The 19,197-nt window shown below is 67.5% G+C and carries 17 protein-coding genes; 9 read left to right on the top strand and 8 right to left on the bottom strand.

The window, feature by feature from the left end:
• Nucleotides 1–85 precede the first annotated feature (85 nt).
• The 5 genes from gyrB to dnaA all read right to left on the bottom strand — a co-directional run bounded on the left by gyrB (nt 86) and on the right by dnaA (nt 6,928).
• A complete protein-coding gene (gyrB, locus tag Q9S36_RS20480) occupies nt 86–2,122 on the bottom strand; it encodes a DNA topoisomerase (ATP-hydrolyzing) subunit B (RefSeq protein WP_311286718.1) in 2,037 nt (678 codons plus the stop codon).
• A gap of 122 nt (nt 2,123–2,244) precedes the next feature.
• Nucleotides 2,245–2,769, bottom strand: a complete 525-nt coding sequence (locus Q9S36_RS20475) for a DciA family protein (RefSeq protein WP_311286717.1) — start codon at nt 2,767–2,769, stop codon at nt 2,245–2,247.
• On the bottom strand, nt 2,762–3,946 hold the full coding sequence (gene recF / locus Q9S36_RS20470) for a DNA replication/repair protein RecF (protein WP_311286716.1): 1,185 nt from the start codon (nt 3,944–3,946) through the stop codon (nt 2,762–2,764). The genes Q9S36_RS20475 and recF overlap by 8 nt, the downstream gene beginning before the upstream one ends.
• Nucleotides 3,947–4,013: 67 nt before the next feature.
• Nucleotides 4,014–5,165, bottom strand: coding sequence for a DNA polymerase III subunit beta (gene dnaN, locus Q9S36_RS20465; RefSeq protein ID WP_311286715.1), 1,152 nt, complete (start codon nt 5,163–5,165; stop codon nt 4,014–4,016).
• Nucleotides 5,166–5,581: 416 nt separating this feature from the next.
• A complete protein-coding gene (dnaA, locus tag Q9S36_RS20460) occupies nt 5,582–6,928 on the bottom strand; it encodes a chromosomal replication initiator protein DnaA (protein ID WP_396653808.1) in 1,347 nt (448 codons plus the stop codon).
• Between the two features lie 427 nt (nt 6,929–7,355).
• On the opposite strand from dnaA, the gene rpmH reads away from it, so the two are divergent.
• The 9 genes from rpmH (at nt 7,356) to Q9S36_RS20415 (ending at nt 15,307) form a co-directional block, all read left to right on the top strand.
• The gene (gene rpmH, locus Q9S36_RS20455) at nt 7,356–7,493 is read left to right on the top strand and encodes a 50S ribosomal protein L34 (RefSeq protein ID WP_053546712.1); all 138 of its coding nucleotides are present in this window, start codon (nt 7,356–7,358) and stop codon (nt 7,491–7,493) included.
• An 8-nt stretch (nt 7,494–7,501) separates the two neighbouring features.
• Nucleotides 7,502–7,837 (top strand): ribonuclease P protein component, encoded by a 336-nt coding sequence (rnpA, locus tag Q9S36_RS20450; protein ID WP_251455063.1) that lies wholly within the window; start codon nt 7,502–7,504, stop codon nt 7,835–7,837.
• The gene (gene yidD, locus Q9S36_RS20445; protein ID WP_311286712.1) at nt 7,834–8,190 is read left to right on the top strand and encodes a membrane protein insertion efficiency factor YidD; all 357 of its coding nucleotides are present in this window, start codon (nt 7,834–7,836) and stop codon (nt 8,188–8,190) included. The genes rnpA and yidD overlap by 4 nt, the downstream gene beginning before the upstream one ends.
• Before the next feature lie 8 nt (nt 8,191–8,198).
• Nucleotides 8,199–9,269, top strand: a complete 1,071-nt coding sequence (gene yidC / locus Q9S36_RS20440) for a membrane protein insertase YidC (protein WP_311286711.1) — start codon at nt 8,199–8,201, stop codon at nt 9,267–9,269.
• 31 nt (nt 9,270–9,300) lie between these two features.
• A complete protein-coding gene (locus Q9S36_RS20435) occupies nt 9,301–9,822 on the top strand; it encodes a R3H domain-containing nucleic acid-binding protein (RefSeq protein ID WP_311286710.1) in 522 nt (173 codons plus the stop codon).
• Nucleotides 9,823–9,843: 21 nt separating this feature from the next.
• Nucleotides 9,844–10,467 (top strand): 16S rRNA (guanine(527)-N(7))-methyltransferase RsmG, encoded by a 624-nt coding sequence (rsmG, locus tag Q9S36_RS20430; protein WP_311286709.1) that lies wholly within the window; start codon nt 9,844–9,846, stop codon nt 10,465–10,467.
• A 2,389-nt stretch (nt 10,468–12,856) separates the two neighbouring features.
• A complete protein-coding gene (locus Q9S36_RS20425) occupies nt 12,857–13,795 on the top strand; it encodes a ParA family protein (RefSeq protein ID WP_311286708.1) in 939 nt (312 codons plus the stop codon).
• Entirely contained in the window at nt 13,795–14,889 is a 1,095-nt protein-coding gene (locus Q9S36_RS20420; protein WP_311286707.1) for a ParB/RepB/Spo0J family partition protein, read from the top strand. The genes Q9S36_RS20425 and Q9S36_RS20420 overlap by 1 nt, the downstream gene beginning before the upstream one ends.
• A gap of 70 nt (nt 14,890–14,959) precedes the next feature.
• The gene (locus tag Q9S36_RS20415; protein WP_251455044.1) at nt 14,960–15,307 is read left to right on the top strand and encodes a tryptophan synthase subunit alpha; all 348 of its coding nucleotides are present in this window, start codon (nt 14,960–14,962) and stop codon (nt 15,305–15,307) included.
• Nucleotides 15,308–15,376: 69 nt separating this feature from the next.
• On the opposite strand, the gene trxA is transcribed toward Q9S36_RS20415, so the two are convergent.
• The 3 genes from trxA to Q9S36_RS20400 all read right to left on the bottom strand — a co-directional run bounded on the left by trxA (nt 15,377) and on the right by Q9S36_RS20400 (nt 19,094).
• The gene (trxA, locus tag Q9S36_RS20410) at nt 15,377–15,700 is read right to left on the bottom strand and encodes a thioredoxin (protein WP_311286706.1); all 324 of its coding nucleotides are present in this window, start codon (nt 15,698–15,700) and stop codon (nt 15,377–15,379) included.
• A gap of 93 nt (nt 15,701–15,793) precedes the next feature.
• On the bottom strand, nt 15,794–16,780 hold the full coding sequence (trxB, locus tag Q9S36_RS20405; protein ID WP_311286705.1) for a thioredoxin-disulfide reductase: 987 nt from the start codon (nt 16,778–16,780) through the stop codon (nt 15,794–15,796).
• A gap of 82 nt (nt 16,781–16,862) precedes the next feature.
• Nucleotides 16,863–19,094 (bottom strand): DUF6049 family protein, encoded by a 2,232-nt coding sequence (locus tag Q9S36_RS20400; protein WP_311286704.1) that lies wholly within the window; start codon nt 19,092–19,094, stop codon nt 16,863–16,865.
• Between the last annotated feature and the right edge of the window lie 103 nt (nt 19,095–19,197).

Genomic DNA, 19,197 nt, shown 5'->3' with positions numbered 1-19,197 from the left:
CGGACTTTCTGTCGGCCCTTCGTCTCGATTCTCCCGCTCAGGGACCGGTTGCTGAGCGAGGCGGCATCGCCGCCGAGACGAAGCATCAGATGTCGAGGAAGCGAACGTCCTTGGCGTTGCGCTGAATGAAGCCGCGGCGGGACTCGACGTCCTCACCCATGAGGATGGTGAAGATCTCGTCGGCGGCGGCCGCATCGTCGATCGTCACCTGACGCAGAGTCCGCGACTGCGGATTCATGGTCGTCTCCCACAGCTCGTGGTCGTTCATCTCACCGAGACCCTTGTAGCGCTGGATCGCGTTGTCCTTGGGGATTCGGCGGCCCTGGGCCTGCCCCTCGACGATGAGCGCGTCGCGCTCACGGTCGCTGTAGGCGTACTCGTGCGCGGCGTTGGACCACTTGATGCGATACAGCGGCGGCTGGGCGAGGTACACGAATCCGGCTTCGATGAGGCCGCGCATGTAGCGGAAGAGCAGCGTCAGGAGCAGGGTCGTGATGTGCTGGCCGTCGACGTCGGCATCGGCCATCAGCACGATCTTGTGATACCGCGCCTTGTCGATGTCGAAGTCCTCGCCGATGCCCGTGCCGAAGGCCTGGATCATCGCCTGGACCTCTTTGTTGGCGAGGGCCTTGTCGAGCCTGGCGCGCTCGACGTTGAGGATCTTTCCGCGCAGGGCCAGGATCGCCTGCGTGTGCGGGTCGCGGCCCTGCACGGCCGAGCCGCCGGCGGAGTCTCCCTCGACGAGGAAGATCTCGCTGATCGACGGGTCCTTGCTCGTGCAGTCCTTGAGCTTGTCGGGCATCGCCGCCGACTCGAAGACGCTCTTGCGGCGGGCTGTCTCACGGGCCTTGCGCGCGGCCAGGCGCGCGGTCGCGGCATCGATCGCCTTGCGGATCACGTTCTTCGCCTGGGCGGGGTTGCGGTCGAACCAGTCGCCCAGCTGATCGCCCACGACCTTCTGCACGAACGCCTTCGCCTCGGTGTTGCCGAGCTTGGTCTTGGTCTGCCCCTCGAACTGCGGCTCGGACAGCTTCACAGAGATGACCGCGGTGAGACCCTCGCGGATGTCCTCTCCGGTGAGGTTCTCCTCCTTCTCCTTGAGGATGTTGTTCGCCCGGGCGTACCGGTTCACCAGCGCGGTGAGTGCCGCACGGAAACCCTCTTCGTGCGTGCCGCCCTCGTGGGTGTTGATGGTGTTGGCGAAGGTGAAGACGTTCTCGGTGTAGTTCGTCGTCCACTGCATGGCCATCTCCATGGCGATGCGGCGGTCGGTGTCCTCGGATTCCACTTCGATGATCTCGTCGTTGACGACGTCGGCGTGGCGCACGCGGTTGAGGTACTCGACGTAGTCGACGAGGCCCCGCTCGTACAGGAAGCTGTCGTGCCGCGCCTGCGGCTCGGCGTCGACGGCATCCACGTCGTCGATGACCTCTTCGGCCCGTTCGTCGCGCAGGTCGATGCGCAGACCCTTGTTCAGGAACGCCATCTGCTGGAAGCGCGTGCGCAGCGTGTCGTAGTCGAAGTCGACCGTGTCGAAGATGGACTCATCCGGCCAGAACGTGATCGTCGTGCCGGTCTCGCTGCTCTCTTCGCCCTGGGCCAGCGGTGCCTGGGGCACTCCGCCGTCGCGGTACGACTGCCGCCACACGTGACCCTGTCGGCGGACCTCGACGTCGAGCCGGCTCGACAGCGCGTTCACGACGGAGGATCCGACGCCGTGGAGACCGCCCGAGACCGCGTACCCGCCGCCGCCGAACTTGCCGCCGGCATGGAGGACGGTGAGGACGACCTCGACGGTCGACTTGCCCTCGGTGCGGTGCATGTCGACGGGGATGCCGCGGCCGTTGTCGACCACGCGGACCGCGCCGTCGGCGAGGATCGTCACCTGGATCGCGTCGCAGTAGCCGGCGAGGGCCTCGTCGACGGAATTGTCGACGATCTCGTACACGAGGTGGTGCAGCCCGCGCTCACCGGTCGAGCCGATGTACATGCCCGGGCGCTTGCGGACGGCCTCGAGACCCTCGAGCACCTGGATCTCGTCTGCCCCGTATGCGTTGGGAGCCTTCTCGGTGGGAGGCGTTTCGGGTTCCTCGGGAACGCTGTCGGGGTTAACGGACGTCATACGATCAGGCGCTCCACATCTTCGAGAGGGATTCCCCCACAGTCTAACAAGCGGGACCCGCTAATCCACGCTCTGAGGCCCTCTGGAGCGAGGAAATCAGCCGGAACGATCCCGGACGTACGTCACCCGTAGGTATCGCGCGGGCCCCTGCCTGGAATCGTTCTGGGACCCCATTTCCAGGAGGGGACGTCCGGGCCCAGGAATCTGATCGAGTCCACCCCGGCCTCAGGGTACCGGCGGACGATCTCGGAGAGGATCTGCGCGCGCATGAGCTGGAGCTGCTTGGCCCATGCCGTCGAGTCCGCCTGAACCGTGAGCACACCGTCGGCGAAGGCGACCGGGCGGGTGCGCTTGGCGGTGTCGGCACCGGCGACCTCGTCCCACGCCCGGACGACGTCCTCCCGCGCGAGCTGCGGTTCCCAGCCGGACTCGCGAGTGAGGGCCGAGAGCACGTCGCCGATCCCGTGCGGGTCGCGGCCCGGCGTGAACGGCTGGTTCTCGTCGTCTTCCCCCCTGCGGCGCCGGCGCTTGCGGTACGCGCGCGGCGAGGGATCGAGTCCGCGCAGGCGGAGGTACGTCGCGACCGTCTCGGGAATGCGATCGGGGACGGATGCCGGGAGCACCGGAGGGTCGACGCCGTCAGTCATCGTCGACTCCACCCTGGATCGTGCCCGCCTCGACACGCACCATGCGGGCACGCAGCGGGTCGGGCACGTCCGCCTCGACGGCCGCCGTCACGATGACCTGTTCGAATCCGGCGACCAGCTGCGACAGCCGCAGACGACGATCGGCGTCGAGTTCGGCGAACACGTCGTCGAGGATGAGCACGGGGTCACCGAGCCGCGACTCGGCGCGAAGCAGCTCCGCCGAGGCCAGGCGCAGGGAGAGGGCCACCGACCACGATTCGCCGTGCGAGGCGTATCCCTTGACGGGCAGTCCGCGCACCGAGAGCCGCAGGTCATCGCGATGGGGGCCGACCAGGGTGATGCCGCGATCGAACTCCGCGGCGCGGCGGTCGGCGAGCGCGCGCCGGAAGAGCTCCTCGATGCGCGCAGGGTCCAGGGGCGAGGATGCCGGACCGGACGCTTCGTCGTCGGCGTCGAGCGGGTCGCCGGGGTCTCCGGCACCGGCGACCGACAGTGACCAGTCGAGCTCGGGCCGGTGGTCGGCCCCGGCGATCGCGGTGTACGCGTGCGAGACCGGGTCGGCGAGCTCGGCGGTCAGGGACAGGCGGGCGCGGATCACCTCGGTGCCGAGGGCGATGAGCTTGTCGTCCCACACGTCGAGCGTGGGCAGCGCGTCGCCGCGGAGCCCACGCGCCCGCGCGGACTTCAGCAGCGCGGTCCGCTGTTTGAGCACCCGGTCGTAGTCGGCGAGGACGCCGGCCAGGCGCGGTGCACGCTGGATCAGCAGCTGGTCGACGAACCGGCGACGGGCGGACGGGTCTCCGCGGACGATCTGCAGGTCCTCCGGTGCGAAGAGCACGACCTGCGCATAGCGCGGAAGCTCTGCGGGCTTCACCGGCGCGCCGTTGACCCGCGCCTTGTTCGCGCCCTGCCGGTTGAGCTGCATCTCGAGGAGCACCCGTCGCTCGCCGTGTGCGAGTCGGGCACGGATGATCGCGGCATCCGCGCCGTCTCGCACCATCGGGGCGTCATTGGTGACCCGGTGCGAACCCAGCGTCGCGAAGTAGGCGATCGCCTCGGCCAGGTTCGTCTTTCCCTGGCCGTTGCTTCCGACGAAGATGTTGGGCCCGGGGTGGAGCGCGACATCGGCCACCGCATAGTTGCGGAAGTCGACGAGGCTGAGCTGCTCCACGATCACCGGAACACCTTACGTGGCGGCTGCGACCTTGTGCCGCCCGGGCTCGGGCGGGGGCCGCAGCGCCGGGTCACCGCAGCAGCAGGTTGGGCTGCAACAGGTACTTGAACGACTGCTCGCCGGAGGTGTCCACCGACGTCTGCGGCGTGATGAGCACCGGGCTCAGCTTGTTCGCGTTGTCGCTCGAAGTGAAGGTGATGCGGGCGAATTCGCTCTTGACCGCGCCCAGCGACTCGAGCAGATACTGCGGGTTCAGACCGAGGGTGACGTCGTCGCCGACGAGGTGGGCGTCGACGGACTCGGTCGCCCGGGCCTGCTCGGTGCCCGAGGCGTCCATCGAGACGCTGTCGGTCGTGAACGTGAAGCGCAGCGGCGCCGAACGGTCGAGGACCAGCGACACACGACGCACCGCCTCGGCGAGCTCTGCGGTGTTCACCACCGCGTGGTGCTCGTTCTGCTCGGGGAAGAGGCGCCGCACCGGCGGGAAGTTGCCCTTGATGAGCAGCGACGTCACGGTCTTGTTGCCGGCGGTGAAGGCGATGATCTCGCGGTCACCCGAACCCGAGAAGGCGATCGAGATGTCACCGGAGTGGGCGAAGGTCTTTCCCACCTCGGTCAGCGTCCGCGCCGGCACGAGGGCGGTCGTCGGCTCATCCTGCGCGTCCGCGCCGCCGTCCCACGGGATCTCGCGCAGCGCGACGCGGTAACGGTCGGTCGCGACCAGGCTGAGCTGGGTTCCGGATGCTTCCAGCTGCACGCCGGTCAGGACCGGGGTCACGTCATCGCGCGAAGCTGCGAAGGCGACCTGCGCGATGGCCGTGGCGAAATCCTCTGCCGGAACAACGCCCGAACCGCCGCTGACCTCCGGGATCGCGGGATACTCCTGCACCGGCATCGACGCGAGCGTGAAGCGTGCGGAACCGCAGGAGAGCAGGATGCCGCCGTCGGCATCCACCTCGATCTGGATGGGCGCGTTGGGAAGCCGGCTCGCGATGTCGGAAAGCAGTCGCCCATGGACGAGGATCGTGCCGGGCTCGTCCACCGTCGCCTCGATGGTCGTGCGCGCCGATGCTTCGTAGTCGAAGGCGGCCAGCGACAGACCGTCCTGCGAAGCCTCGATCAGGACGCCGGCCAGGATCGGCTGCGGATTGCGCTGAGGCAGCAGCTTGACGACGAACGACACGGCTTCGCTGAACACATCGCGATTGACGTGGAACTTCACAGATGCTCCCTCGGCAGCGGGTTGGGCCCTCTCATGCTAGTGGTACGAACCCGCGACGCCAGAGCCGCGGCATCCGAAGTCCTCCACCGCCGTCAAGGTGATCGGATCTCTCTCTTCATGTTTCTCTCTGTCATCTTGTTAACAGGTGTGGAAACTGTGGATAAGTCGGTGGATCCCAGCGCGGACACGGGAACTACAAAGTTGTGAGTTGTGGAACGCCTGCGGATTCACCCGGGGAGGACCTCGACGCGATCGGCGCCCGTCCCCCTCTCGTCCACAGGTTGTCCGCCGGCCGCTCACATCTTGTCCGCATGCGCGGCAAGTTATCCACAGGTTTTCCACACTGTGTAGAACCGCGCATGATGGCCTCGGCGACGAGCACTGTCAAGTGCCGGTTCCGGAATGCCGGCGCGTCGTCAGCGCCCGTTGCGGCCGAGCTGCGTGGTGATCTCGGAGACCTGGTTGTAGATCGAGCGGCGCTCTTTCATGAGGTCGCTGATCTTCTTGTAGGCGTACATCACCGTGGTGTGGTCGCGGTTGCCGAAGAGCTGGCCGATCTTGGGCAGCGAAAGGCTCGTGCGTTCGCGGCACAGGTACATGGCGATCTGTCGCGCGGTGGCGACGGATTGCGAACGGCTCGAGCCGTAGAGGTCGTCGACGGTGAGTTTGAAGTACTGCGCGGTCGCGCTGATGATGTCGGTCGGTGAGATGACGTTGGCGTCGTCCTGGTCGACGATGTCGCGCAGCACCGTCTGCGCGAGCGACATGTCCAGGGTGGAGCGGTTGAGACTCGCGAAGGCCGACACCCGGATGAGCGCGCCCTCGAGCTCGCGGATGTTCGACGAGACGACGGTGGCGATGTATTCCAGCACCTCGTCGGGGATGTGGAGGCGCTCGCTCTGCGCCTTCTTGCGCAGGATCGCTATGCGCGTCTCGAGGTCCGGCGCCTGCACATCGGTGATGAGGCCCCATTCGAACCGGCTGCGCATGCGGTCTTCGAAGCCGGTGAGGTGCTTCGGGGGGACATCGCTGGTGATCACGACCTGCTTGTCGTGATCGTGGAGCGTGTTGAAGGTGTGGAAGAACGCCTCCTGCGTCTCGGCACGCCCCTGCAGGAACTGGATGTCGTCGATCAGGAGGATGTCCACGTCGCGATACCGCGCCTGGAAAGCCGAGCCGCGGTTGTTGGCGATCGAGTTGATGAAGTCGTTCGTGAACTCCTCGCTCGAGACGTACCTCACGCGGATGCCGGAGTACAGACTCATCGCGTAATCGCCGATGGCGTGCAGGAGGTGTGTCTTGCCCAGGCCCGAGTCGCCGTAGATGAACAGCGGGTTATACGCCTTGGCCGGCGCTTCGGCGACGGCCACGGCAGCGGCGTGGGCGAAGCGGTTGGACTGGCCGATGACGAAGTTGTCGAAGGTGTACTTGGGATTCAGTCGCGTATCGCTGCGGGACCCGGAGGGAGCGGCATCCGGGGCGTCGTCGAGGCCGACGCGGCCGATCGTCTGGCCGATCGACGGAACCGAGGCCGCCGCGGGCGAGGCGTCGACTGTGGATGAAGCTGTGGATGACGTTGTGGATGCCCGATGCAGCTGCGCGTCGACGAGCTCGGGATTCACGACCACGCGGAACGTGCTCGCGGGTTCTGCGACCTGGTCCTCGACCTGCGACAGGGCCTCCATGATCGAGTTCCGCATGCGCTTGGTGAACTGCGCGGCCGTGAGGTCGTTGGGCACGTCGAGGTAGAGGGTTCCGCCCATGACCCCTTGCGGGACGGCGAGATTGAGGAATCCCTGCAACTGCGGGCTGATGCGGTCATCGCCGTCGAGCTCGCGCAGCACGGCCGTCCAGACGGGTACATCTGGAATCTCGTGCGATGACATGGGCCCCCCGGTGAATGTGTGCGTCACAGGCGAGGCGGAGTGTTCACGCGACCTGTGGATAACTGCCGGAGCAACGCTAGTCAGCGGGCCTGTCCGGAGCAAACTCCACTGTAGAACCGCCCCGCGTGTCATTGCCAGGGCCAATGCTCGGGATGCGGATAATGCCGCGGGTGGTTCTCGGTTTGAGTTATCGGCCGACTCGACGTAGCCTTAATCGGTTGACTTATGCCCTCGTGGCAGTCCCCTGTGTACGTCGTCCCCGGTCTGAGCGTCCCGGTGACACCTGATCCGGAAGTGATCCCCAATGAGCAAGCGCACCTTCCAGCCCAACAACCGCCGTCGCGCCAAGAAGCACGGCTTCCGTGCCCGCATGCGCACCCGCGCCGGCCGTTCGATCCTGGCGGCCCGCCGTTCCAAGGGTCGCACCGAGCTCTCGGCCTGAGCCGAGCGGTGCTCGCGAGGCCGAACCGAATCACCCGCGGATCGGATTACAAGGCCGTCGTCCGCCGGGGTCGTCGTTGCGCGGGCGCGCACACGGTGACCTACGTCGTCTCCTCTGATGAGGGGACGACGTCGCGTTTCGGATTCATCGTGAGCCGTCAGGTCGGATCGGCCGTCGTACGCAACACCGTGCGCCGGCGGCTCAAAGCCGTCTGTGCACAGTCGCTGCCCGGGGTTCGGCCCGGCAGCGACGTCGTCATCCGTGCGCTGCCGAGCGCGGCATCCGCATCTTTCGGTGATCTGCGCGACGAGGTCGTTCGCTGTCTTGCCCGGAGGGCCGCATGAGCGTGCTCCCCGCGTACGCCTTCGGTGAGGGGCACCTCGAGCCGGCGGATGTCGTCCGCGCGCTGCCGCTCATGCCGAGGAACGCCGGGCTCGCGCTCCTGCACGGTTACCGCGCCACGATCTCGCACACCTACGGCGACGTCTGCAAGTACTATCCGTCGTGCTCCGCCTACGCCGTCGGCGCGGTACAGCAGCACGGACTCGCGAAGGGCGTGGCGCTGACCGCCGCTCGGCTTGCTCGCTGCCACCCCTGGGCGGAGGGCGGCGTCGACGATGTTCCGCTCCACCCTCGCTTCCGCCATGAACTCACCCGTCACGGGTTCGTCGTGCCGGGTACCACCGGAAAGGACTGATCCACCCCATGGATCTCATCGGCATCATCCTCTGGCCGCTCAAATGGGCGGTCGAGGCCGTGCTCGTCGCGTGGCACTGGTTCTTCACCGCCGTCGGCCTTCCGCCGGCTGACGGGTTCACCTGGGTCTTCGCCATCGTCGGTCTGGTGATCGTGGTTCGCGCGGCGCTGATCCCGCTGTTCGTGCGGCAGATCAAGAGCCAGCGCAAGATGATGGAAATCGCCCCTGAACTGCGAAAAGTTCAGGAGAAGTACAAGGGCAAGCGCGACCAGCTGTCGCGCGAGGCGATGAGTCGCGAGACCATGGCGCTGTACAAGAAGCACGGCACCACGCCGGTCTCGAGCTGCCTGCCGCTGCTCGTGCAGATGCCGATCTTCTTCGCGCTCTTCAGCGTGCTGAACGATGTCCAGAAGATCGGCGCCGATCCGGACTTCAGTGGTGTGGGGCTTCTCAACAATGAGCTCACCCAGCAGTTCTACGACGCCAAACTGTTTGGTGTCGCCTCGCTCCACGAGACCCTGATCAATGCGATCGAGAGCAACAACACCGTTGCGATCGTCATCCTGCTCATCCTCGTCGTGCTCATGATCGCTTCGCAGTTCTTCACGCAGCTGCAGATCATCTCCAAGAACCTGTCCCCCGAGGCCAAGACCGGCCAGGCGTACCAGATGCAGAAGATCATGCTGTACGTCCTGCCTTTCGCGTTCGTCTTCTCGGGTGTGTTCTTCCCGCTCGGTGTCGTCATCTACTGGTTCGTGTCGAACCTGTGGACCATGGGCCAGCAGTTCCTCGTCATCCGCGAGATGCCCACTCCCGGGTCGGATGCGGCGAAGGCCCGCGAAGAGCGCCTCGCTCGCAAGGGCAAGGCGATCGACGCGCAGGGCAAGGTCGTCCCCATGGACAAGTACGTGGCCGAGCAGCAGCGACTGTTCGAGGAGGCCGAGAAGGCACGCCTTGCCGCTCCGAAGCGCCAGCAGCCGGTGAGCAAGCAGCGCGCCAAGAAGCAGGCGCAGAAGAAGCCCGGGTCCACGCCGCGGCCGGCCGACGCCGCCGAAGGCTCGCCCGGCTCGGCATCCTGATTTCCGTCACTTCACCCGGTTTGGAACCTCAATGACCGCTACCCCTGAGTACGCCTCCGAAGACTCGGCCCGCCACGACCGCACGCCGGCGACGGTGGAGCAGCTCGAAGAAGAAGGCGACATCGCCGCGGACTTCATCGAGGGTCTGCTCGACATCGCCGACATCGACGGTGACCTGGCGCTCGACGTACGCGCCGGTCGCGCGTACGTGTCCGTCGAAGCCGACGACGCGGCCGCGGTGGCTAACATCGCAGATCCCGACACCGTGCAGGCTCTGCAGGAGATCACGCGCATCGCGGTGCAGAACAAGACAGGCCGCTTCTCGCGGCTGATCCTCGACATCGGTGGTTCGCGGGATGCCCGGCAGCAGGAGCTTGCCGACCTGGTGGACCGTGCGATCGTGAAGCTGGACGAGGGTGCTTCGCAGGCCTCGCTGCCGGCTATGTCGAGCTATGAGCGCAAGCTGGTGCACGACATCGTGAGCGAGCGGGGCTTCATCTCCGAGTCGTACGGTGAAGGTGCGGCACGTCACACCGTCGTGCGCCGCGGCTGAACCGTTTCACGTGAAACATCGATGACCGAACTCGAGCAGGAACCGGCCGCAGCGGCATCCATCTTCGGCGACCGGATCGACCTCGCGCGTCGATTCACCGCGACACTGGGGGCGCAGGGTGAGGAGCGCGGTCTCATCGGCCCGCTCGAGCCGCCGCGGCTGTGGAGCCGGCACATCCTGAACAGCGCGATCGCCGCACCGCTCTTCTCCGGAGTGGTGGGGGACGTCGGGTCTGGTGCGGGGCTGCCCGGGCTCGTGCTCGCGATTGCCCGGCCTGACGTTCAGTGGGTCTTGATCGAGCCCATGGAGCGTCGGGTCACGTGGCTGAACGAGCAGGTCGCTGAGCTCGGTCTCGACAACGTGGAGGTGCTGCGCGCACGCGCGGAGGACTGGCGGCGAGGTCGGGTACTGGATGCAGTGACCGCACGCGCGGTGAGCGCCTTGCGCACCCTTGTGCCGATCACCGCTCCCCTGGTGCGTGACGGCGGTGAGCTCATTCTGCTCAAGGGGGCTTCCGTGGCGAACGAGATCGAAGCGGCTGAGAAGCAACTCCGTAAGTACAAGGTCAGCAACGCGCGTGTTGAGATCCTCGGTGAGGGTGTCCTCGACGAGCCGACTCGGGTCCTCCGGGCGACCGTGCGCTGATCAGCGCGATCATCGAGTACCGCTTCGGCGCGAAGGTCAGGTAGCGCCACCGGCGGGCATCCGATGGAGCTCGCTTCAGTGTTTCACGTGAAACGGAATGCCATCGGTGCATTTCCTGCTGACGGGCGGGCTTCTGGTGCGGCCCGACGCCGAGGGTGCCGTGTGTGCAATCCAGGTGACGGCGGCGCGTGAAGGCGGACGTGGCGAGTGTCTGCATGTCGTTTCACGTGAAACAACGCTCTGCGCCCGTTGTGAGGACCGGCGACACCCGCCTGCACCGGTGAGTGCGTATGAGGCTCTGTACACGAACCAGAACTCCCGTCGGGGTGTCGTTGCGGATGACATAGCTGTGCGTACGGATTCCCGGGTCCGGGGGTTAGCCGCAGGGCACAGGGAACCCGGCTTATCGCGTAAGCGCCCGAGGTCCCTTCGGGCTGCGCGGGGGCAGTCAGACCGTGGCCGGGCTGCCGCTGGATTAGCTCTGTCCCGGACGCCAGGTCTGTCGGCGGGTGATTCGTCTACCGGGCGTGCCACCCCGGCAGCATCAAGTCTCGAGCGCCCGGAAACATCAAGAGTCGAACGCACGTGACGGTATTGGCTGTCAATCAGTGGTGCGGAAGCGCCGGCACCACTGACGGATGTCCGCCCCACGGTCGGCATCTTGCAGCGCAACGGACGATATCGAGGGCGGATCCCGCGGAAACGGCGCCGCCGGCGTCTCAGCTGATCCTCTCAACCGCCGTTTTACGTGAAACGCCGCGCTCCGCGGACAAGAGGTGCATCTGCTGACCCGACGCTGGGGTCGGGCGGGTGCAATCTCAGGTCGGCGGCTACATATACGGGCCGCCTGCGACGCTCACGGGCTGCATGGTGTTATCCGATCCTCGCGTACCCGATGATTCACGTGAAACAGAGCGTTCGCCGCTCCTCTGGGCCGAGTAAATGCAGGCCTCTCTTGACGTACCGAACCGACCGACGTGACTATCGCCCCGACGTGCGTGGCCTACCGTCCGTCATCCTCGTGCGCAGCAAGCAACTCTTCACGTGAGACCGGCCGTTGCGCGTGCGTGAAGGCAGCGGCGCAGAACGTTGCCGCCCGTCTGTCCTGTCGGTCGCGACCCGCTCCGCACGTGCAGTCGTCCGTAGGCCATACGGGGTGCGCCAGCCAGATGTTTCACGTGAAACCGGATCGTGGAGCTTCAAACGCGAGTCAGATGGGATCCAGCGGCCGGTCAGGGGGCCGCTGTCGCGCGGGCGTGCGGGATGACGGCCTGGCGGGCAGCGCAGGTGCCAACGTGGTCCCACACGGACGGACTCAATGTTTCACGTGAAACCGGGCCCGTGGATGACTCGTGTCACGGACCATGACCGGTTCCTCAGGGAAGCGCTGTGCCGCGAACGCGTCGGCTTCCGCCGCGCGAACGTCGAAGTGGTAGACGATGCTGCCGGCGGGCGTGCGCAGATGTTTCACGTGAAACGGGTTCGTGCTAAGCCCCACTCAGCCCGCAGACTGTTGCTTGTCTGCTCGGCCTCCGGGCGTCGCGGCCAGAAAGATGGCGGTCGCGTAGGTCACGGATGCTCCTTCGTACAGAGGCGTCGGCTGCGGGCGCGGACGCAGGGCCGTGCCTCGAGTCGGTGGCGCGTCATGAACGGCGCTTGCTTGCCTCATGGCTGCATGTTCATGCTCGGGAAGGAGGACCGGTTTCCGCACGTGGTGGGTAAGGGGCCCTCGAGTGCGGGCTCCGGTGCGCCACCACGGCGCAGGTGCGCGATACCCGGGGTCCGGTCTCACCACGAAGCGGTGCTCTCCATCGGGAAGTTCTACAGGGCTATGCCGAGATGCTGCTCGAGTCGAGCCTGAACGACAAACGTGACGTGAGCGGCCACCGAATGCCGTGAGCGTACCCGGCACGCTGGTCACGCCGAGCAGGTGCACGCCCGCATGACCGCGGAACCGCGCAACCCCGCGCCGTTTCACGTGAAACACACTGCGGATTCGCTCAGGACTCGTGGGTACAGCACCAAGCCTGTCATTTCACCGGAACATTCGTGTGGTCGCGCGGGTCCAATCTACTAGAGCAGCATCCCCAATAGTGCGCCGGCGGTTCACGTGGAGCATTTTCCCCCGCAGTTTCACGTGAAACATCATGGTTCACCGCACCGCTGCATCCGCTGGCGAAGGATGTGGACGGACTGGTCGCTGGCTCGGGCTCACGCTCCGCGGCGCAGATCGGCCAACCCGTATCACCCGCTCGGTCGACCGCCGACACGGGACTCGAGCGTGCGGCGTGAACACGTCCGCGCAGTGGGCGAGGCGGGAAGGGGGAGTCGGATGCGGCGACTAGAGTGGAGGACGTTGTTGTTCGCCGGGAAAGGGAGCGCGTTTCACGTGAAACAATCCGACGAGACCGGCTCCGGCGGCGCATTCTCGTTCGAAGACACACCTCTTGCCCGCGAACTGGCTGACCTTTCCGCCCGACGCCGCGCGCTCGACAAGGTGGACGTCGAACTCACCGGCCGCACCCGCATCCTGACGGTGTCGAACCAGAAGGGCGGCGTCGGAAAGACCACGAGTGCGGTCAATCTGGCCGCCGCGCTGGTCGCTGTGGGTGCTCGGGTTCTCGTCATCGACCTGGATCCGCAGGGAAATGCCTCGACGGCGCTCGGGGTGCCGCATACGGCGGAGACGCCGAGCGTCTACGACGTGCTCATCGACGAGTTCCCTCTGGCTGAGGTCATTCAGGCCAGCCCCGAGTCGCCGAATCTGCTGTGTGCACCGAGCACCATCCACCTCGCGGGCGCCGAGATCGAGCTGGTTTCGCAGGTCGCTCGGGAACATCGCCTACGCACCGCGCTCGAGGATTGGGTGGGGCGGGAAGATGCCGAGCACGTGGACTTCGTGATCATCGATTGCCCTCCGTCCCTGGGCCTGCTCACGATCAACGCCTTCACCGCTGCCGACGAGCTGCTCATCCCCATCCAGTGCGAGTACTACGCGCTCGAGGGGCTCAGCCAGTTGCTCGGTACAGTGCGCATGATCCAGAAGCACCTCAACCCGAGCCTGCGTCTGTCGACGATCATGCTCACCATGTACGACGGTCGCACCCGACTCGCCCAGCAGGTGGCAGACGAAGTGCGCCAGCACTTCCCCAAGGAAGTCCTGCGCACCGTCATCCCGCGCTCGGTCCGGGTGTCGGAGGCGCCGAGCTTCGGGCAGACCGTCATCGCATACGACGGGCAGTCAGCCGGTGCGATCGCTTACAAAGAAGCAGCAGTCGAGATCATCCAGCGCGACCACGCGCACACCACCACCACAGAGGAGTCCTGATGGCCAAGCGCACAGGCCTGGGCCGGGGAATCGGGGCGCTCATCCCCACGAGCGAGCCGACGGAATCCCGTCCGGCCGATGTCTTCTTCCCCCGTTCTACCGAGACGGACCGCGCCGGCGACGGGGTTTCGACGACGGCGACCGCCGCCGATGACCCGACCGCCGACCAGAACGCCGCTGACGACAGTGCTGCGGACGGTTCGACGCCGAAGCGCCAGGACGATAGCCCCGGGTCAGCGGAGACTTCGGTGGACGAGGACGCCGCCGAGACCGAACTGCTGGCTGTCCCGGGAGCCCGGCTCGAGCACATCGACCCGCACGCGATCGTCCCCAACCCCCGTCAGCCGCGAACCCACTTCGACCAGGACGACCTCGCCGAGCTCATCCACAGTGTCCGCGAGTTCGGCGTCCTGCAGCCCGTGGTCGTCCGCGCGAACGACGACGGCGAGTACGAGCTCATCATGGGGGAGCGTCGCACGCGAGCCGCCCGCGAGGCGGGCCTGACGTCGATCCCGGCGATCATCCGCGAGACTGCCGACGAGCACCTGCTGCGCGATGCACTGCTCGAGAATCTCCACCGCTCCGAGCTGAACCCGCTCGAAGAGGCGTCCGCCTACCAGCAGCTGCTCGAGGACTTCGGCATCACGCAGGAAGAGCTGGCGACGCGCATCGGGCGATCCCGGCCGCAGATCAGCAACACCATCCGCCTGCTGAAGCTCCCCGTGCCGGTGCAGCAGCGCGTCGCCGCCGGTGTGCTGAGCGCGGGCCACGCGCGCGCCATCTTGTCGCTGACCGAGGCCGAGGACATGCAGCGCCTGGCCGACAAGATCGTCAACGAAGACCTCTCGGTGCGAGCGGCCGAGGCTGCCGCCAAGATGTCGGATGCCGGGACGCAGCGCTCCCCGAAACCGCAGGCCGGGGCTCGCCGCGCCTACCTGAACGAGGTGGCCGACAGGCTCGGTGACCGCCTCAACACGCGGGTCCGAGTCGCACTGGGTGCACGAAAAGGCCAGGTCAGCATTGAATTCGCAAGCATCCAGGACCTCAACCGGATCCTCGAGGAGCTCGGCGAATCAGGGTACGGGTCCGCCTGACCCCGCCCGGATCCTCCACAGGCGAACAGTCGCCGCGCCTCATCGCGACGACCCGTCGTACCCTGGATTGGTGGCGAATTCGGACCAGACCCCCGCGCGACGCGCGAGTCTCGAGCTCCTGCGTGCGGAGGCGGGTGACGAGCTTTCGGCGCTCATCGCCGAGAGGCTCCGGGGCGGCGAGGATCCGTGGGACTTCATGGAGGACCTGCCCAGCGTCGACGAACTCGTCGTCTTCATGCTGCGGGCCGAGAACATCGCCGCGAACGGCGGGGTCCGCCCGGGTGCGTCCCGGCACTACCGGGTCCTTCGGCAGATCGCTCTGGACTACCCGGCGCTGACCCCCGCGGTCTGGCGCCTGCTGGGGGACGCCAACACGCATCGCCGATGGGACGCGACGGTCCGCGCGGACGTTCCCTGACCCCGGCCCGCACGACGAAGCCCCGGCGACCGCCCTCACGGGCAGCCACCGGGGCTCGAAGATGTCGGATCAGCCGATGTAGGCGGCGAGGTCCTGCTCGAGAGCGAACTTCGGCTTGGCGCCGATGATGGTCGTCTCGACCTGGCCCTTGTTGAAGACCTTCATCGCCGGGATCGACGTGATCTGGTACTTCATCGCGAGGTCGGGGTTCTCGTCGACGTTGAGCTTGAGCACCGTGATCTTGTCAGGGTGCTCCCTCTGGATCTCGTCGAGGACGGGCGCGACCATGCGGCACGGACCGCACCACGCTGCCCAGAAGTCGACGAGCACGGGCCCGTCGGCGTTCAGGACGTCCTGGTCCCAAGTGGAGGAAGACGTTGCCTTGGCGGTCATGGGTTTACTCCTTCGTGAGGAACGATTCTCGGTGGGTGGAACGCACCGTCGCTCCCGATTGTTCCGCGACCCTCGGCGGGCCCGGATGCCGGATCAGACGGTGGTGACCTCGGGGAGGCCTTCGATGGGGTCGGCGTGGGGTGCCGGCTCGCCTGCCTCGCCGAGTCCGGCGAGGTAGTGCTCGAGGTCGAGTGCCGCCACGGTGCCGCTGCCGGCCGCGGTGACGGCCTGACGGTACGTGGGGTCGATGACGTCGCCGGCGGCGAAGACACCGGGCACCGAGGTGCGCGAGGAGCGTCCCTCGACGGCGATGGTGCCCTCGGGGGTCAGGTCGAGCTTGCCGTGCACGAGGTGGGTGCGCGGGTCGTAGCCGATCGCGACGAAGACGCCGTCGAGGGGCAGCTCGCGACGCGTGCCGTCGACGGTGTTCTCGAGCACGAGACCGCTGACGGCGTCCTCACCGAGGATGTCGACGACCTCGCTGTTCCAGACGAACTCGATCTTGTCGTTCTTGAACGCCCGCTCCTGCATGATCTTGGATGCGCGCAACTCGTCGCGGCGGTGGATGACGTACACCTTCGACGCGAACTTCGTCAGGAACGTCGCCTCTTCCATGGCCGAATCCCCGCCACCGACGACGGCGATGACGCGCTCGCGGAAGAAGAAGCCGTCGCACGTGGCGCAGTACGACACGCCACGGCCGGAGAGGCGGGTCTCGCCCTCGATGCCGATCTTGCGAGGGGCCGAGCCGGTGGCGAACACGATCGCGTCGGCTTCGTGCGACGCGCCGCTGCCGAGTGAGACCTTCTTGACAGGCCCGTCGATGTCGAGCGACACGACGTCGTCGTAGAGCACCTCGGCGCCGAACTTCTCGGCCTGCTCCTGCATCTTCGCCATGAGGTCCGGTCCCTGGATGCCCTCGGGGAATCCGGGGAAGTTCTCGACCTCGGTGGTGTTCATCAGCTCACCGCCGGCTTCGACCGAGCTGGCCACGACGAGCGGCGACAGATTGGCGCGCGCTGCGTAGATCGCCGCGGTGTAGCCCGCGGGGCCTGATCCGATGATGATGACCTGACGCACGTGCGCCCCTTTCGCTTGGTACCCAGTGCTCAACACATGGTAACGGCGGGGCATTCCGCATCCCCTGTGCGTCACCGGATGGTCAGGCGCGCGTAACCTCAGCCCGGCGTGCCCGTCGCGCGCGCACCCGCAGCACCGTGCGGATGGCGCCGAGCACCAGCATCACTCCGACGATGACGCTCAGCGCGACGATCCCGACGCCCTCCCACTCGGCGCGCACGTTGACGTTCACGCGCTCGGCCGAGCCGACGGCGATGGCCGACGGGCTCCGCAGCTGCAGATCGAGCGCGACGTCACCGCTGCCCAGTCGGGCCTGCACCGGCACCACGACGCGGGTGTTGCTCTGCGCGGTCGCGATGATCGGCGTCGCGCGCTGCACATTCAGGCGCAGGTCGTCGGGCGAGGCGTACAGCACCAGCTCGACCGGATAGGGCAGGTCGTTGCGCACCCAGAACCGCAGGTCGGCGGTCGAGCCGGCGAGGGTGATGTCGCTCGTGGGCAGCAGCTCGACCGATCCGATCGTCGCCCGGGTGGCGAGGCGGTGCTCGGCGACGGCGACGTCGAACGCGAACGGCTGGCTCAGCCACGCGGTGCCCAGCAGCTGCAGGATCTCGGCCCGTTCGGGACCGGTCAGCAGGCTCGAGTCGTCGAGGATGGTCGCGAAGCGGGCGAGGTCCTCTTCCGCGGCTAAGAGAGCGGATGCCGCAGCGCGGCGTTCCTCGTCGGTGTCGCTGTCGGCGATCGCAACCGGACGGGGTGCGGCATCCGTGAGCGTGTCGAGGTCTACGGCGCGCACGCCGGGCGCCTGCGTGATCGCGCTTATGGCGGTGCCGAGCCCCACACGCGACCTCTCGGTGGACCTGTCGAGCGCGATGGCCACAGGTCGCCCGCCCGCCTCGTCGGCGGCGAACGCCAGGTGGGCCGTGGCGGCCGTGAGGGCGGCGCCGCGCGGCAGGGTCTCGTCGAGCGCCGCAGCCTCGGTGAGCGCGGCCGAGATGTCGGCGTCGTAGACGACCACGGCGGCATCGCCCGCCGAACCCCGAGCGGGCACGGTTCGGCCATCGACGCCCTGACGGGTCGCACGGGAGTTCAGCAGCGTGAGCGAGGCGGTCTCGTCGTCGCCCAGATCGCCGAGCTCGGCCACGACGCTGTCGGGGGCGATGCCGCGCGCCGGCCAGTACACGTCGTCTCGCGCCTCGCCGACGGCGAGGAGGGCGTCCAGATCGGGAACCGCGGGCGTCTCGGGGTCGGACGTCGGCGTGGGGGTGGGCGTCGGGAGGGCAGTCGGCTCGGGCCCGCCGACGAAGTTCTCGGGGTCGATGTAGGCGGTGAGCGCGCGGGGCTGCAAGGGAGTGCCGGTTCCGGCCGCGAGCTGCACCGCGACATCGGCATCGCCGAACTGCAGCGCGAAGCGGGGGTTCGGGAGCGCCTCGAGCCGGGTGAGCCACTCGCGGGCGGTCTCGGGAGCGGCGATGCCGAGGACGCGGATGGCCGCGGCGATCGCCGGGTCGACCGCGAGGATGGCGTCCGAACCGTCGACCGCGTCGAGCTGGTCGGCGAGTGCGCCACCGGGAGCAGTGAGGGTCTCGAGCTCTTCGGCGGTCAGCAACCCCTCGGTGAGGGCGCCGGCGGTCAGGGGCACGACAAGGCCGACGTCGACGGCCTCCGCCTCGGGGTCGGGCACGGTGATGACGCTCGTCGACGACACCACCTCGTCGCCGGCGGTGAACGAGGCGACGAGCGGGTACACGCCGGGATCGAGGCCCCGCAGCGCGGGGTCGTCGGCCTCGACCGTGAGTCCACGCACTACGGCCTCGCCGGCCAGGAGCGGCTCGAAGACGGTCTCGGCGACCTCGCGCGTGGCCACGCGGCTCGTCTCGCCGCCCAGCCACGATGCCAGGGCCGCGCGATCCGCCAGCGGGCGGGTGCCGAGGAACAGGGCGACGTCGGTTCCGGCGACGGCGACGCTCGCCTCGTTCGTGAGGCTCACCGACGCGGTGAGGTTCTGCCCGGCCTCGAGGATGCCGTTGCCGACGGGGGCGAGTGTGAACGCGACGGCGTCGGCGGAGAGCTCGGCGGTCGGTGTCGGAGTCGGCGTCGGGGTGGCGCCGGGAGTCGCGGCGATCGACGGTGTCGGGGCGGGAACCGGGGTCGCCGTGGCCGTGTCGGCCGAGGTCGCCGCTCCGGCAGTGGCTGCGCCCCCCGCTGCCGCCGGCCCCGTGACGACGGGCGCCAGCACGAGAGCCGTCACCACCGCGAGCGTCGCCAGAGCCCGGCGCGCGGCGCGGCGATAAAGAGGGAGGGTGACGGTCATGACCAGGTTCGCTTCTGTGCGAAATCCGGACCGGACCGCACGATCAGGTGCGATTCTACGGAACGCTTCCTCCGAGCCTTCCGAGGCCCGGCGCGGTTGAATG

Source organism: Microbacterium sp. ARD31 (assembly GCF_031844425.1).
This window is presented reverse-complemented; position numbering and strand designations above follow the sequence as displayed.

What these genes read in the sequence shown, in the direction of transcription:
- Q9S36_RS20435 (WP_311286710.1), top strand. Translation starts at nt 9,301, where the DNA reads ATGACCGCTACCCCTGAGTACGCCTCCGAAGACTCGGCCCGCCACGAC.
- rpmH (WP_053546712.1), top strand. Translation starts at nt 7,356, where the DNA reads ATGAGCAAGCGCACCTTCCAGCCCAACAACCGCCGTCGCGCCAAGAAG.
- Q9S36_RS20420 (WP_311286707.1), top strand. Translation starts at nt 13,795, where the DNA reads ATGGCCAAGCGCACAGGCCTGGGCCGGGGAATCGGGGCGCTCATCCCC.
- rsmG (WP_311286709.1), top strand. Translation starts at nt 9,844, where the DNA reads ATGACCGAACTCGAGCAGGAACCGGCCGCAGCGGCATCCATCTTCGGC.
- yidC (WP_311286711.1), top strand. Translation starts at nt 8,199, where the DNA reads ATGGATCTCATCGGCATCATCCTCTGGCCGCTCAAATGGGCGGTCGAG.
- dnaA (WP_396653808.1), bottom strand. Translation starts at nt 6,928, where the DNA reads ATGGGCGGAACCCTCTACCTCGACGTGCCCAACGACCTCACGGCCGCG.
- gyrB (WP_311286718.1), bottom strand. Translation starts at nt 2,122, where the DNA reads ATGACGTCCGTTAACCCCGACAGCGTTCCCGAGGAACCCGAAACGCCT.
- yidD (WP_311286712.1), top strand. Translation starts at nt 7,834, where the DNA reads ATGAGCGTGCTCCCCGCGTACGCCTTCGGTGAGGGGCACCTCGAGCCG.
- trxA (WP_311286706.1), bottom strand. Translation starts at nt 15,700, where the DNA reads ATGACCGCCAAGGCAACGTCTTCCTCCACTTGGGACCAGGACGTCCTG.
- Q9S36_RS20400 (WP_311286704.1), bottom strand. Translation starts at nt 19,094, where the DNA reads ATGACCGTCACCCTCCCTCTTTATCGCCGCGCCGCGCGCCGGGCTCTG.
- Q9S36_RS20475 (WP_311286717.1), bottom strand. Translation starts at nt 2,769, where the DNA reads ATGACTGACGGCGTCGACCCTCCGGTGCTCCCGGCATCCGTCCCCGAT.